The organism is Flavobacterium endophyticum (genome assembly GCF_003634455.1).
Taxonomy (GTDB): Bacteria; Bacteroidota; Bacteroidia; order Flavobacteriales; family Flavobacteriaceae; genus Flavobacterium; species Flavobacterium endophyticum.
Genome location: NZ_RBLC01000004.1, coordinates 58,147 through 72,720, shown reverse-complemented (window position 1 = coordinate 72,720; position 14,574 = coordinate 58,147). Strand labels below are relative to the sequence as shown.

Annotated in this window: 12 protein-coding genes; 8 read left to right on the top strand and 4 right to left on the bottom strand. The window is 36.4% G+C overall.

From position 1 onward, the window contains the following. Window positions 1-406 precede the first annotated feature (406 nt). The 3 genes from thrA to thrC are packed head-to-tail and all read left to right on the top strand — an operon-like array spanning window position 407 to window position 5,083. Window positions 407-2,851, top strand: coding sequence for a bifunctional aspartate kinase/homoserine dehydrogenase I (gene thrA / locus CLV94_RS13435; protein WP_121377018.1), 2,445 nt, complete (start codon window positions 407-409; stop codon window positions 2,849-2,851). A gap of 4 nt (window positions 2,852-2,855) precedes the next feature. Then, on the top strand, window positions 2,856-3,788 hold the full coding sequence (locus CLV94_RS13430; RefSeq protein ID WP_121377017.1) for a homoserine kinase: 933 nt from the start codon (window positions 2,856-2,858) through the stop codon (window positions 3,786-3,788). A 5-nt stretch (window positions 3,789-3,793) separates the two neighbouring features. Further along, on the top strand, window positions 3,794-5,083 hold the full coding sequence (thrC, locus tag CLV94_RS13425) for a threonine synthase (RefSeq protein WP_121377016.1): 1,290 nt from the start codon (window positions 3,794-3,796) through the stop codon (window positions 5,081-5,083). A 1-nt stretch (window position 5,084) separates the two neighbouring features. Here the strand turns inward: thrC and CLV94_RS13420 are convergent, their stop codons facing one another. Further along, window positions 5,085-6,431, bottom strand: a complete 1,347-nt coding sequence (locus tag CLV94_RS13420) for a DEAD/DEAH box helicase (protein ID WP_121377015.1) — start codon at window positions 6,429-6,431, stop codon at window positions 5,085-5,087. Between the two features lie 31 nt (window positions 6,432-6,462). After that, window positions 6,463-7,998 (bottom strand): DEAD/DEAH box helicase, encoded by a 1,536-nt coding sequence (locus CLV94_RS13415; RefSeq protein ID WP_121377014.1) that lies wholly within the window; start codon window positions 7,996-7,998, stop codon window positions 6,463-6,465. Window positions 7,999-8,171: 173 nt separating this feature from the next. Between CLV94_RS13415 and CLV94_RS13410 the strand changes: the two genes are divergently transcribed. Next, entirely contained in the window at window positions 8,172-8,879 is a 708-nt protein-coding gene (locus CLV94_RS13410; RefSeq protein WP_121377013.1) for an endonuclease V, read from the top strand. A 3-nt stretch (window positions 8,880-8,882) separates the two neighbouring features. Here CLV94_RS13410 and CLV94_RS13405 read toward each other — a convergent pair whose 3' ends face one another. Beyond that, window positions 8,883-9,395, bottom strand: a complete 513-nt coding sequence (locus CLV94_RS13405; RefSeq protein ID WP_121377012.1) for a DUF6155 family protein — start codon at window positions 9,393-9,395, stop codon at window positions 8,883-8,885. A gap of 135 nt (window positions 9,396-9,530) precedes the next feature. Here CLV94_RS13405 and nhaA point away from each other — a divergent pair, with 135 nt between their 5' ends. From nhaA to CLV94_RS13390, 3 genes are read left to right on the top strand one after another with little or no spacing between them, the layout of a single operon-like run. After that, entirely contained in the window at window positions 9,531-10,871 is a 1,341-nt protein-coding gene (gene nhaA / locus CLV94_RS13400) for a Na+/H+ antiporter NhaA (RefSeq protein WP_121377011.1), read from the top strand. Between the two features lie 17 nt (window positions 10,872-10,888). Then, entirely contained in the window at window positions 10,889-11,179 is a 291-nt protein-coding gene (locus CLV94_RS13395; protein ID WP_121377010.1) for a DUF3817 domain-containing protein, read from the top strand. Between the two features lie 3 nt (window positions 11,180-11,182). Next, entirely contained in the window at window positions 11,183-12,433 is a 1,251-nt protein-coding gene (locus tag CLV94_RS13390) for a mechanosensitive ion channel family protein (RefSeq protein WP_121377009.1), read from the top strand. Between the two features lie 5 nt (window positions 12,434-12,438). Here the strand turns inward: CLV94_RS13390 and CLV94_RS13385 are convergent, their stop codons facing one another. Then, window positions 12,439-12,828 (bottom strand): acyl-CoA thioesterase, encoded by a 390-nt coding sequence (locus tag CLV94_RS13385; RefSeq protein ID WP_121377008.1) that lies wholly within the window; start codon window positions 12,826-12,828, stop codon window positions 12,439-12,441. A 472-nt stretch (window positions 12,829-13,300) separates the two neighbouring features. Between CLV94_RS13385 and CLV94_RS13380 the strand changes: the two genes are divergently transcribed. Continuing rightward, a complete protein-coding gene (locus tag CLV94_RS13380; protein ID WP_121377007.1) occupies window positions 13,301-14,566 on the top strand; it encodes an OmpA family protein in 1,266 nt (421 codons plus the stop codon). Window positions 14,567-14,574 lie beyond the last annotated feature (8 nt).

Here is a 14,574-nt window from a genome sequence, read left to right as displayed (position 1 = left end):
TTTGATTATTGATGCCTCAAAATTCCGCAAATACTATCAAAAAAGCAACTATTGTGGATAAGATTATAGCTATTTGAGAGGAGATTTTAGTATTATGATTTAATTTCAATATTTAAAATAGTAATACCGTAAAATAAATAGCTAAAAACAAATATATTACTAAAAACATATGTTAATTTAAAAGTAATAAATCAAAGTATTATATTTGTTTTGAATAAATTCTTATATGTTAGTTAACAGCAACACAATCACTTCACAATTTACTGCCTCTTCTTCGGCAGTAACGACTGTTGCTACAACTACAACAACCCCTTAGGGGTTTTCTATCTACATACCATCGCGACCTGTTTTTATTTTTTTCAAAATAAAGACTTCAACTATTTATTCATTCTCAACATACATCAAGATGAAAGTATTAAAATTCGGAGGCTCATCCGTAAATAATGCCGAAAATATACAAAAAGTCATTACTATTTTAGAAAACGAAAAAGAACCTTTGGCCGTTGTCGTTTCTGCCTTTGGCAAAGTAACCGATTTGTTATTAGAGGGCTCACTTCTCGCCGCTTCAAAAGATATTCAATATAAAGAAATTTTAAAAACGATCGAAGACAGGCATATTCTAGCGATAAAAGAACTGATTTTAATTAACGATCAAAGTGCGATTTTAAGCCAAGTCAAACGAATGCTCAATCACGTAGAAACCTTGCTAGACGGTTGTTTCTTGCTTGGAGAAGTATCGAATCGCTCTTCTGATGCCATCTTAAGCTTTGGAGAATTGCTATCGTCCTACATTATTTCCGAAGCTGTAAAGCAAAAAAACAAAAATGCTATGTTCAAAGACAGCCGAGAACTGATTATTACGAATAAGCATTTTGGAAAAGCTACTGTCGATTTTTCCTTAACTAATGATTTAATAGCTGATTTCTTCAAAGAAACTAAATCTGAAATTGTAATTCTACCAGGATTTATTGCTACTTCTAATGACGGACATGTAACGACGCTAGGTCGCGGAGGTTCCGATTATACAGCCGCTATTATAGCTGGAGCTATTGATGCTTCAATTCTAGAAATATGGACCGACGTAAACGGAATGTTTACAGCCAATCCGCACATTGTGAGCCAAGCCCAATCTATCGGAAAGATAAGCTATCAGGAAGCCATGGAATTATCACATTTCGGGGCAAAAGTGCTCTATCCGCCAACCATCCAGCCCGTGCTGAATAAAAACATACCGATACGTATCAAAAATACTTTCGAACCTGTGCTTGACGGAACTTATATTTCTTCTGAAGCCAATGCTGGCAATGGAAACCCGATTAAAGGAATCAGCAATATTGGCAATATTTCGCTTTTGACAGTAGAAGGTTCTGGAATTATAGGCGTTGCGGGCTATTCCAAACGATTATTTGAAGTGCTTTCAAAAGAAAATATCAGCGTAATTTTTATTACGCAAGCTTCTTCTGAACATTCCATCTGTTTCGGAATCCAAGATGCTGATACAGAAAATGCCAAAATTGCTATTGATACAGCTTTTGAATTTGAAATTTCTCAAAAGAAAATTGATCCTTGTCTTGTTGAGAACAATCTGTCTATTATTGCTGTTGTTGGAGAAAATATGAAAAACCATCAAGGATTGAGTGGCAAGATGTTCAGCACCCTAGGGAAAAACAACGTGAATATTCGTGCTATAGCACAAGGCGCTTCTGAAAGAAATATTTCTGCCGTAATTGCTCAAAAAGACGTTAAGAAGGCGCTGAATTCTCTTCATGAAAAGTTCTTTGAAGACGATATAAAACAGCTCAATCTCTTTGTCATGGGAGTTGGGAATGTCGGAGAAAAGTTCATTGATCAAATTTATCAGCAGCAAAAATATTTAAAAGAAAATTTACAGCTAAATCCACGTGTTATAGCACTTTCTAATTCAAGAAAAATGTATTTTGATGAAGAAGGAATTGCTCTAAAAGATTGGAAAACGATTCTAGACTCAGGAGAAGCTGCCGACAAAGAAGTTTTCATTGCTAGAGTCAAAGCACTAAATTTACGCAATAGCGTTTTCGTCGATGTTACGGCCAATGAAGCAATATCGCAGACGTATGATCAATATTTAAAACAAAATATTTCGGTTGTTACCTGCAATAAAATAGCTTGTTCTTCTGCGTTTGAGAATTATAAAAATCTAAAGAAACTGTCACGGAAATTTAACGCTCCTTTTTTATTTGAAACCAATGTTGGTGCGGGATTGCCAATTATTGACACACTAAAAAATCTAGTAGCTTCGGGAGATAAAGTCAATAAGATCCAAGCTGTTTTATCAGGCAGCTTAAACTTTATTTTTAATAATTTCAGCGAAGAAAACTCGTTCTATGATGTTGTAAAACAAGCACAGGCTGAAGGCTATACTGAACCCGATCCTAAAATTGATTTGAGCGGCGTTGATGTCATGCGCAAGATCTTGATACTGATTCGTGAAAGCAATTACGAGATGGAAATTGATGCAATTGAAAACAAGTCTTTCTTGCCTAAAGAATGCCTAGAAACAGTTTCAGTGGATGATTTTTTTGAGTCATTGAAAACATACAGTTCTCACTTTGAAGATATTCTTCAGGAAGCAAAAGTAAAAGATTGCCGACCGAAATATGTTGCTGAATTTGAAAGCGGAAAAGCAAATGTAAGCCTGCAATTTATTCCGAAAGACCATCCTTTTTATAATCTGGAAGGAAAAGACAATATCGTCTTATTTTACACAGACCGCTATGTAGACCAGCCTTTGCTCATAAAAGGTGCTGGCGCTGGTGCTGCGGTAACGGCTTCGGGAATTTTTGCAGATGTAATCAGAATCGGAAATAATTAATCATATGAAAGAAATTAGACTTTTTTGCCCTGCTACAATTGCTAATCTTTCTTGCGGTTTTGATGTATTGGGCCTGTGCTTGGATACTATCGGAGATGAGATGGTTGTTCGGAAAATCGTTGAAAAAGGAATCAGAATTAGTAAAATTGTTGGAGCTGACCTGCCTTTTGAAACAGAGAAAAACGTAGCCGGAGTCGCTGCCATGGCAATGGTTTCGGGATTGGACTTAGATTTCGGATTTGAGATCGATATTTACAAAAATATAAAAGCGGGCAGCGGAATCGGAAGCAGTGCCGCCAGTGCCTCAGGTATTGTTTTTGGGATTAATGAATTATTAGGAAAGCCTTTTAGTATCAAAGATTTAGTTCCTTTTGCAATGGAAGGTGAAAAATTAGCAAGCGGAAGTGCTCATGCCGATAATGTTGCTCCCGCACTTCTCGGCGGCTTTGTCCTGATTCGAAGCTACAATCCTTTAGATATCATACGAATTGAAAGTCCGGAGAAATTATATGCAACCGTAATCCATCCGCAGATTGAATTGAAAACATCTGATGCCAGATCAGTCTTAAAACAAAATGTGACCTTAAAGCAAGCGGTAATACAGTGTGGCAATCTTGGAGGACTAATCAGCGGACTTTATACAGAAGACTATGATTTGATCGGAAGATCATTACAAGATGAAATTGTGGAGCCTTTACGAAGCATGCTGATTCCTGGATTTGATAGCGTAAAAACAAAAGCTTTGGAAGCGGGTGCTTTAGGTGGCGGTATTTCAGGTTCCGGCCCATCGATTTTTGCTTTGAGTAAAGGAAAGCATACTGCTGAAAAAGTGGCCAAAGCGATGAGCAAAGTGTATGACGAAATGAATTTGAAATATGAAATACATGTTTCTAAAATAAATGCTGGAGGGATAAAAACTATAAAAATTCTAAATTAAAAGAAATGAACTATTATAGCCTCAATAAAAATGCTCTAAAAGTAAGCTTTCGAGAAGCGGTCATTCAAGGACTAGCACCCGATAAAGGATTGTATTTTCCAGAAACAATTACACCGCTGTCTCGAGTTTTTTTTGATTCAATTGAAAAACTTTCCAATCAAGAAATCGCCTTTGAAACCATCAAGCAATTTGTCGGAAAAGACATTCCAGAAAATGAATTAAAGAGAATAATCGAGGAAACATTGTCTTTTGATTTTCCTTTAATTCAAGTGGATGAAAACAGCTATTCTTTAGAACTTTTCAACGGTCCGACGATGGCTTTCAAAGATGTGGGTGCCCGATTTATGTCAAGATGTTTGGCTTATTTTAATCGTGATAAAAATCAAAAGAATACGGTTTTAGTCGCCACTTCAGGCGATACGGGTGGAGCGGTAGCGAGTGGTTTTCTAGGTATAGAAAGTGTTGAAGTCGTAATACTATATCCAAGCGGAAAAGTGAGTGATATTCAAGAAAAACAACTGACAACTTTAGGTCAGAATATCAAAGCATTAGAAGTTGATGGTGTTTTTGACGACTGCCAAGACATGGTCAAAAGAGCTTTCCTTGATGCCGATTTAAAGTCTAAAAAACTGACTTCGGCTAATTCTATCAATATTGCAAGATGGCTTCCGCAGATGTTTTATTTCTTTTTTGCTTACAAGGAATTAAAAAAATACAATAAGCCGCTGGTAATTTCATGTCCTAGCGGTAATTTCGGAAATATATGCGCCGGAATCCTAGCCAAGAAATTAGGATTGCCAATTCATCATTTTGTAGCTTCAACTAACGCAAACGACACGGTTCCGGAATTTTTAAAAACGGGTAAATACATTCCAAAACCTTCAAAAGCGACAATTTCAAATGCAATGGATGTCGGAGACCCAAGTAATTTTATACGAATCCAAGAGCTGTATGGAAATAATCCGGATAATTTTGAAAAGGACTTCTCCTCCTACAGTTTTACAGATGAAGAAACTAAAACAGCCATCGTAAGCCTGTACAAGACTTCAAAATACATTGCCGAACCGCACGGAGCCATTGGTTATTTGGGATTAAAAAAAGAGCTGGAGAATAAGCTGGATGCTATTGGAGTCTTTTTAGAAACAGCCCATCCTATAAAATTTTCAGAGACTGTGGAAGAAATACTTTCGCTTACGATTCCAATTCCTGAGCAAATTAAAAACGTTTTGGATAAAGAGAAAAAAAGCTTAAAAATCAGCAGCTATGAAGATTTGAAAGCTTTCTTGTTATCTTAGATTATTTCTTTTTGAACTTTTTCTTTGGCTCATCTGTTTTTGCAGCAACTGGATTTTTAGTCTGTAAAAGCTGATGGGCTAATAATTTTTCGATCAGCTCGTCTTTAGTCAAGTGATGAAAAACAGTCTTGATCTTATCTTTAAATTCTTTTGAAACCTCGTGGTTTGGTTTGGTCTTGAAAATCTGTTTCGCCCATAAAAAAGCGGTATTTTCTTCAAGACTTTCGGCCGAAGGTTTTTTGAACTCACTGAATGTAATTCCTAATTCTTTTTCAAAATTAGCCATTTCGGCAACTTCTTCGGGTTGCAAAACTGTCAATGAAAGTCCCTTGGCTCCTGCCCTTGCCGTTCTTCCGCTTCTATGCACATAGGTTTCATACGTATCAGGAAGATGGTAGTTTACAACATAAGCAATTTCTTTCACATCAATTCCTCTTGCTGCTAAATCAGTAGCGACCAGTATTGAAATATGTCCTTCTCGGAACTGTTCCATAATGCGATCGCGTATCGGCTGCGTCAGGCTTCCATGCAACGCTCCAGAAGAAAAACGATTGATTGCTAAATTTTTAGCCAGTTTGTTTACTGCCGCTTTTGTCTTGCAGAAAATAATACCGCGCTGTCCTTCTTTTGAATTCAAGAAGTGCATAAGAACGTCTAACTTTTCTTCAGGCTCCACGACAATGTAATGATGGTCGATTCCTTGATTTCCGGAAGTGGTCATATCGGCACTCACTTGGACGATATTCTTTGACATATATTGCTGTACCAATTGTTTCATTGGGCCAGGCATCGTAGCTGAAAATAGCCAGGTTCTTCTATTTTTTGGAAGTTCATGTACAATTTCATCCAAGCCTTCTTTTAGGGCAGCCATCATTTCGTCAGCTTCGTCTAAAATTAAAAATTTACAGCTTCTAATATCCGCAGCTTGTCTTTTTATCAAATCAATCAATCTTCCAGGCGTAGCTACAACAATGTGGCCCCCTTGAGAAAGACGTTCGATTTGAGGTTTGATAGGGATTCCTCCACAAACTGAAGCAATTGAAACTTCAGGTAGAAACTGGGCAAAAGCAGTTAAATTATCAAAAATCTGATGCCCTAATTCTCTCGTAGGCACTAGAATTATAGCTTGTATGCTTGTAGTTTTTATATCAATCAATTGAAGCAAAGGCAATCCGAAAGCGGCTGTTTTTCCTGTTCCTGTCTTGGCAAGACCAACAAAATCTTCTGTTGTATCTAGTAAAACTGGAATTGCTTTTTGCTGGATTTCCGTCGGGATAGAAAATCCTAATTTTTGTATTCCTTTAGTAATAGCGGCTGAAAAGCCAAAGTCTGAAAATGTGCTAGCCATAATTTTTATATTTTGAAAGGCAGATAATTTGTTAGTCTTCGTTCATGATTTTTTCACGGTATTTTTTACCGATCAACAAAAGCAATTTGGTCTTGTAATCTTCTACGAGCCATTCGCGGTAGTTTTTACTGCTCTTGCTCAAGCAGTTGGTGTAGTAGCGGATACGACATTCAACATCTTCCTGAAGTAATTTAGAAAGATTTTTTGCTTCGTTTAAAGTTTCCGTATTATCAACGCACATAGAAGCATGCTGGTCTAACGATTTGTCTAAAACTACTTTTGAACGAAGGTTTTGCGAAATGGCAAGCCTGTGTTCTTCTTCTACATCGAATTCAACAACAGCCGTTTTGCTGAATTTTGCTCGGACATCTGGCGGCATCTGGTATTTGAAATGCATCTCGATTTCGGCATCATTTCGGAGATTTTCGAGATAGAATTCAGGCGATTTGAAAATGTGCTGCCAATCTATAGGCTCGCTCCATAACCCAAATCGAGCGGCATTGTTCCCTAAATCAATTACTGTAAAGTTATCTTTGTGCGGCAATTTTCTAGAGCCACGCCCAATCATCTGAAAATACAGCGTAAGCGATTTGGTTGCTCTATTCAAGATGATGCTTTCTACCGTTGGTTCGTCAAATCCTGTAGTTAAAATTCCTACTGATGTCAGAATGGCGTCTGGCGTATGTTTGAACCAAGTCAAAATATCTTTTCGTTCTTCGTTGGAAGTGGTATTATCTAAATGTTTTATAGGATATCCGGCTTCCTTAAAAGTTTCGAAAACGTATAAGGATGTATTGATTCCGTTATTAAAAATCAAGGTTTTTTTTCCGAGTGACTTTTCAGTATAGGCATGCAAAAGTTTTTCCTGCATGGCCATATTTGTATATAAATCGTCTGAAGATTTAACGGTATAATCACCATTAATTCCCACCTTAAGCGAAGTCAGTCCAACATCATAGCTATAGGTTATTGCTTTGGCTAAAAATCCGTTTTCTATTAATTTGTTGATCGGGTCGCCCACTATCAATTCATCATAATTTTCATTCATCGGAAGCTTAATGTTCGAACTTAAAGGCGTAGCTGTAACGCCGAGTATGAATGAATTTTTGAAAGACGAAAGCAATTTTCTGAAAGAATTGTAATGCGCTTCGTCAATAATCACAAGGCCTATGTTTTCAATCTGAAGTTTCTCGTCATTCAGCCTGTTTTTAAGCGTTTCAACCATCGCTACAAAACAAGAATATTCGTCCTGATCAGGCAGTTCCTTAATTTTGCTGTTGATGATTTTATTCTTAACATTAAAGCCTTTGAGCATCTTAGAAGTTTGCTTGCAAAGCTCAATTCTATGCGTCAGAACCAATACTTTTTTATCATTATAAGAAAGATATCTTCTTACGATTTCAGAAAATATTACGGTCTTTCCTCCTCCTGTCGGAAGCTGATAAAGCAGATGATGGTTGTGAGGAGCATTATTGATTCGTTCAAAAATGGCATCAATATCCCCTTGCTGATAGGCATAAAGTTCTTTTTTTTCTTCGATCTCTAATTCTAGGTTCTTTTGGGACATTGCTGTTTTGAATAATTTGCAAAAGTACGTACTAAAAAGGGTTAAATCGAGGTTTTAGCGGTTTAATTTGAAAAACTTTATATAAATATTAGCAAAAGATATAACGCTGTTCGATTTTAAATACTCTAATTTTGAGAAACAAGCGCATCATCTCATCCATAATACAATTTTCCATGCTGAGTTACGACGATTTTACTATTGAAATGGCAACCCTTCTTCAAAATAAGATGAAGGAGGATATTTCTTTAAATACGCGTAACAAAAACATCAGAACCGTTGCCGGTGCTGATATTTCGCATGATGTTGGCAGTTCTAGATTATTTGCAGGAATTGTGATTTTAAGTTATCCTGACATGATACCACTATCCTATTCTTTAGCAGAAGGAAATTCCAATTTTGAATATAAAGCTGAATATTTGGCTTTTAGGGAAGTTCCGACGTTAATGAAAGCCTGGGAACAAATTCCGATAAAACCAGATCTGCTGATTTTAGACGGACAAGGAATCACGCATCCTAGAAGAATGGGAATCGCGTCTCACTTCGGACTCCTAGCTGACCATCCAACAATCGGTTGTGCTAAAAATATGCTTCATGGAGAATACAGCGTCTTGGAAGATGAAAAATTCAGTTACAGTGCTATTTTTAAAAATCAAGAAAAACTGGGCTTTGCGTTGCGTACAAAAACAAATGTCAAGCCTGTCTTTATTTCACCCGGACATCATATATCTGTTGATGACAGCCTTGAAATCATGACTAATACGATACAGAAATATCGGATTCCGGAGCCTACGAGACATGCTCATTTGATGGTCAATCTGTTCAGGACAGGACAGCGCCAAGCTGGTTTTCATGAATTCAATAACCAGCTTCCTTTATTTTAAAGCCTAATCTATCAGGTCCAGCGGTCTTTCAAATTCTTTTTTGTTTTCCCAATTTTGTTTAAAAGCAACATCTTTTATCTCAAAAATTCTGTTTTTATATTCAGAAATCATTCCATTTTCAATACTAAACTTTACAACCTGCTCGAAAGAATTCAGCATGCTTTTGTAAAAAGAAGTATAGCGCATTTCTCGTCGCGCTGAATATTTTTGTGCTACTTCAATATTATAAAGCATCAGATCGGCCACGACAAAAGGATCTACACCCAAACTCAAAAAATGCTTGATGTATTTTTGGGCTACAGAACGTCTCAATTTCGGGCGCTTGCTTCTTAAAGGGAAATATTCGTTTGAAATCTTGAGCTTGGCTTCCTGGAGTAATTTTTCTTCTTTAGGATTAAATACAAAATCGTAATATACTTTTACGTCAGAGAATTTCTCATATAGCTCCAACAGCTGTTCTTCCAGCTGTTCTTTATCTAATTCTTTAAGATATTTTTTTAGATCTCTCTTGCTCATTTTAGAATTCTCTTTTTACAAAGATAGTATTATGCGATAATTTAAGAGACTATATTAAAATTATTAGATCGTCACGCTCAAGTTTTTAATCCTCGTCAATATTGCTTAAATTTGACAAATCTCAAAAAAGACTCGATGGATGATCAGCTAAAAGCAACCCCAGCAGAGAAATGGATTATCAACCCTCTAAATAATTTCATAAGTAAATCTACAACAGGAGGAATTATTCTTTTTCTGGCCGCTGTAGTGGCTGTCTTTTTGGCAAATTCTCCATTGAAAGACTGGTATCATCATATTTGGGAACATAAAATCGGCTTGACGATTAATGATGAATTGTATCTAAATTACACCATTCATCATTGGGTAAATGACGGCTTAATGGCTATTTTCTTTTTTGTTGTTGGTCTGGAATTAAAAAGAGAAATCATTGGAGGCGAATTATCGCAGCCTAAAAAAGCAATGCTGCCTATAGTAGCAGCAATTGGAGGAATGGTCTTCCCTGCCCTGATTTATACTTTATTTAATTTTGGAACTGATTCAGCACATGGCTGGGGAATTCCAATGGCAACAGATATTGCCTTTGCTTTGGGCGTTTTATATCTTTTAGGCGATAGGATTCCTGCAACTCTGAAAATATTTTTGACGGCTTTGGCTATTGTCGACGATCTTGGCGCTGTTTTGGTCATCGCATTTTTTTATACTGCTTCTATTAATTTTATCGCATTAGGCATCGGACTGGGAGTCCTTCTATTTTTATTTGTCTGCAGTAGATTTGGCATTAGAAATATTCTGTTTTATGCTATTATCGGAATTGCTGGCGTTTGGCTTCCTTTCCTCCTTTCTGGCGTTCATGCGACAATCGCAGCAGTATTGGTTGCCTTTGTCATTCCGGCCGGTTCAAGAATAGACGAAAATTTATTCATTTCAAAAATCAAGACTAGGCTGAACCAATTCAAAGAACTTGATCCTACGGATTCTCCTGTCTTATCAGAAGATCAGTTGCATGTGCTGCAAGATATGCGTAAACTGTCAAAAGATGCCATGTCGCCGCTACACCGACTGGAACACGGACTGCATCCTTTTGTAAGTTTTATTATCATGCCTGTTTTTGCACTGGCTAACGCAGGAGTAACTTTTTCTAGCGGAATTATTGAAAGTGCAGCAAGTAATGTGACATTAGGTGTTGTCTTTGGACTCCTAGCAGGAAAAGTAATAGGTGTGTATGGTGTATCTGCGCTTCTAATAAAAATGAAACTGGCAAGCCTTCCAGATGGCCTTACCAGCAAAAGCCTATTTGGTGTAGGATTCCTTGCTTCTATCGGGTTTACGATGTCACTTTTTGTTACGAATCTGGCTTTCCATAACCCAGAGCATGAACTACAGGCCAAGTTAGGCATCTTTGCAGCGTCTTTGATTGGTGGTATATTAGGTTATGTCCTTCTTGTCAAGAAAAAGAAAATTTCAATTAATTCATAAATTCTATAACTTTTACAATGCTTAAACTTTTTAAAATCGTCGCCATACTAGAAGGAGTGTCCTATCTGGTTTTATTTGCAAATATGCTATTCGTTAAAAATAGCAATCCTGAACTTTACAAAACGCTTTTATTCCCTATTGGAATGGCGCATGGACTTTTATTTATCGGCTATATCATCTTATCTATCATGCTTAAGATTGAATTAAGCTGGAACTGGAAAAAATTCGGCATCATCGCCATTGCTTCTGTAATTCCTTTCGGAACTTTTTATGTTGAAAAGAAATATTTAAGCACAAGCACAAATTAAGACATGATTGAAAAAATATTTAATTGGACATATAAGCTTCTGAAAGGCTGGGGCTACAGCGAAACGGTATCTTCTTACGTGAATGTTGCCGTTAACTTTGTATTACTTGCCATTTCTGTATACATCATACATTATATATTCAAGAAAATATTGATTGAGATATTTAGCAGCGTAGCAGAAAGGACAAAAACTCAGTTTGATGATTTGCTGGTTACTAATAAAACCACAAAATATATTGCCTACCTGATTCCGCTTCTTTTTGTAAATGTAACCGTTCCGATCATTCTGAAGGATTTTGCCTATTGGGAAGGATTCTTCAGAAAAGGATTGGAAATTTATATCGTCTTTTTGGTCCTCTGGATTATACGAAGCATCCTCAATGCCGTAAAAGATTATCTTAAAAGACTGCCTGATTTTAACGACAAGCCGATTGATAGTTACATTCAGGTATTTATGATTGTGCTTTGGATTTTTGGAATCACGACCATTGTCATGATTCTTTTCGAAACTTCGTTTATAAAACTATTTGCAACTTTCGGAGCCATTTCAGCTATTGTTATCTTGATTTTCAAGGATACAATTCTAGGATTTGTAGCCAGCATACAAGTCTCTGTAAACGATTTGGTGAGGATTGGCGACTGGGTCACTTTTGAAAAGTTCGGCGCCGACGGTGATGTAATCGAAATAAATCTGGCTACAGTAAAAGTGCGAAATTTTGATAATACTACAACTACGATTCCGACGTATAGCTTGATTTCTGATTCTTTCCGAAACTGGCGCGGGATGCAAAATTCAGGAGGAAGGCGCATAAAAAGATACATTTTGATTAAGGCTAACAGTGTTCGCTTTTTACATAATGACGAGCTAGAAGGCTTGAAAAAAATACAGCTTGTTTCGTCGTATATCGAACACAGGCAGCAGGATATCGAAAAGTACAATACAAATAACAACATCGATAAAAGCCTGACGATCAATGGCAGAAACATGACTAATTTAGGATTGTTTAGAAAGTATATCAACCAATATCTGTCAAACCATCCTGGAATAAATAAAGACATGACCATGATGTGCCGCCACCTACAGCCGACAGAAAAGGGTATTCCTATTGAGATTTATGCCTTCTCAAATGACAAGAGATGGATTAACTACGAATATATTATGGCCGATATTTTTGACCATATCATAGCAGCCGTGCCTTATTTTGATTTGGAAATATATGAGCTTCCTTCAGAAAAAGGAGTCTTTTCAGAATAAGAAAACTATTTCTTCATCCGGTCGCGGATAAATTCAATGGAAGTTTTTCCATGCATCGAAGGACGTCCAAAGCTATCCAGATTTACCATTGTTATAGAGTTAACAGTAATGATGGTTTCTTTGGTCATGATATTTCGCACTTCGCATTTCAACGTTATAGAAGTCTTTCCAAACTTTACCACATCGATACCAATTTCAACAATATCTCCTTGCTTGGCCGAACTTATAAAGTTAATTTCGGACATGTGTTTGGTAACAACACGTTCGTTTTCTAATTGAATTATGGAATATAAAGCTGCTTCTTCGTCGATCCACGATAAAAGTTTTCCTCCAAATAGCGTTTGGTTAGGATTTAAATCCTCTGGTTTGACCCATTTTCTTGTATGAAATCTCATAGTCTTAATTTGTAAGGCAAAATTAACGATTTCTCTGTCATCCTAAGACAATTCTTGCCAATCATTTAGCCTAAAATCTTAAGTTAATCTTGCAAAAACAAACTGGAAACACGTCCAATTCTTAATAAATGTTAATTTTTTTCTTAGAAATTCCCTCTTAATGGTCCTTTCTCAATTTTATAGTTCCTACTATAAAAAAGCCAAAACTCAAACTTAACTATTAATTTTATTTAATTTGTAACTCTCTGAAATACATAGTATTTTCTAGGAAATACAAGAGTATCAACGATTAAAAAAGAGATTTATAACCGTCATAAAAAAAAGTTATGGAATTATTAAAAAAAATATAAATATGGGAATTATATAACAAAAAGCCGGAAATGTTAAAATCTTATGGTCTATCTTTGCCTCATAATTTTAAAGTTGTAAAGAACAATTTAAATTAAAACTTAAATAAAATCCATTAAGAATTATGAAAAAGAATTTACCATTACTATCGTTTTTATTGCTGGCTTTTGCTTCGGCGAATGCACAAGAATCCGCAGCCGTTGTGGAAAAAGCACCAGCAGATGACTACAACAAATGGTCTATTGAGGTAAACGGAGGGGTGAATAAGCCAACTAGAACAATGACCGATGGTTATTATACATCAACATTAAACCTTTTCCATGCTGATTTAGGCGTAAGGTATATGTTTAATCCAAAATTTGGTTTGAAACTGGATTTCGGGTATGATAAATTCCAAGAGCATGATGACAGCGCTCCATTTGAAAGCACTTACCTAAGAACCAGCTTGCAAGGAGTTGTCAATTTAGGAAGAGTCCTAAATTTTGAAGACTGGACAGATACTTTCGGCTTATTGGCGCATGGTGGATTTGGTGCATCTCAGCTGACTTCTAAAGATGGTTTTGATGGCGAAGACTACATGGGACATGGTATCTTGGGTCTTACTGGACAAATTAAATTAAGTAACAGTATCGTATTGACAGGTGACCTAACGGGAATCGTTAATGGAAAGCAAAACTATAATTTTGATGGCCAAGGAAATACAACTACTGGAGCTTTTGATGGGACCTTGCTTAATGCTTCTGTAGGTTTCACTTTCTATCTAGGTAAAAACGAGAAGCATGCTGACTGGTATTCTGAAGATAAAAGCGATGAGCTGAAAGCACTTGAAGACAGAGTTGGAATGATTGAAACTGGATTAGCTGATTCTGATAAAGATGGCGTGCCAGACATGTATGATCTTGAGCCTAATTCTATTGCTGGTGTTGCTGTAAATACAAAAGGCCAGTCAATCGATAGAAACCAAAATGGTGTTCCAGATGAGCTAGAAAGCTATTTAGACAAGACTTACGGACAAAATGGTAAAGCAACAGCATCTAACAGCACAATTGAAGAACTAATCAATGGCGGTTATGTAAACGTGTATTTTGACTTTAATTCTGCAAAACCAACAAATTCTTCTCTTTCAGGTGTTGATTTCTTAGTGAAATATTTGAAAGCAAATCCATCGGCTAATGCTGAAATTATTGGATATGCTGACGAAATTGGTAATTCAGACTACAACAAAGAACTTTCTCAAAGAAGAGCTGATGCTGTAAAAGCAATTGTTACCAACTCAGGAATTGATGCTTCAAGATTAACTGTTATCGGAAATGGTGAAGATGCTTCTGTGAATAAAAATTCTAAAGAAGCACGTCAAATCGTAAGAAGAGTTACTTTTAGAGTAAAATAATTTCTTCA

Bases quoted from the DNA above. Each gene is read 5' to 3' on its own strand.
- thrA (WP_121377018.1), top strand. From the start codon at position 407: ATGAAAGTATTAAAATTCGGAGGCTCATCCGTAAATAATGCCGAAAAT.
- CLV94_RS13430 (WP_121377017.1), top strand. From the start codon at position 2,856: ATGAAAGAAATTAGACTTTTTTGCCCTGCTACAATTGCTAATCTTTCT.
- thrC (WP_121377016.1), top strand. From the start codon at position 3,794: ATGAACTATTATAGCCTCAATAAAAATGCTCTAAAAGTAAGCTTTCGA.
- CLV94_RS13420 (WP_121377015.1), bottom strand. From the start codon at position 6,431: ATGGCTAGCACATTTTCAGACTTTGGCTTTTCAGCCGCTATTACTAAA.
- CLV94_RS13415 (WP_121377014.1), bottom strand. From the start codon at position 7,998: ATGTCCCAAAAGAACCTAGAATTAGAGATCGAAGAAAAAAAAGAACTT.
- CLV94_RS13410 (WP_121377013.1), top strand. From the start codon at position 8,172: ATGCTGAGTTACGACGATTTTACTATTGAAATGGCAACCCTTCTTCAA.
- CLV94_RS13405 (WP_121377012.1), bottom strand. From the start codon at position 9,395: ATGAGCAAGAGAGATCTAAAAAAATATCTTAAAGAATTAGATAAAGAA.
- nhaA (WP_121377011.1), top strand. From the start codon at position 9,531: ATGGATGATCAGCTAAAAGCAACCCCAGCAGAGAAATGGATTATCAAC.
- CLV94_RS13395 (WP_121377010.1), top strand. From the start codon at position 10,889: ATGCTTAAACTTTTTAAAATCGTCGCCATACTAGAAGGAGTGTCCTAT.
- CLV94_RS13390 (WP_121377009.1), top strand. From the start codon at position 11,183: ATGATTGAAAAAATATTTAATTGGACATATAAGCTTCTGAAAGGCTGG.
- CLV94_RS13385 (WP_121377008.1), bottom strand. From the start codon at position 12,828: ATGAGATTTCATACAAGAAAATGGGTCAAACCAGAGGATTTAAATCCT.
- CLV94_RS13380 (WP_121377007.1), top strand. From the start codon at position 13,301: ATGAAAAAGAATTTACCATTACTATCGTTTTTATTGCTGGCTTTTGCT.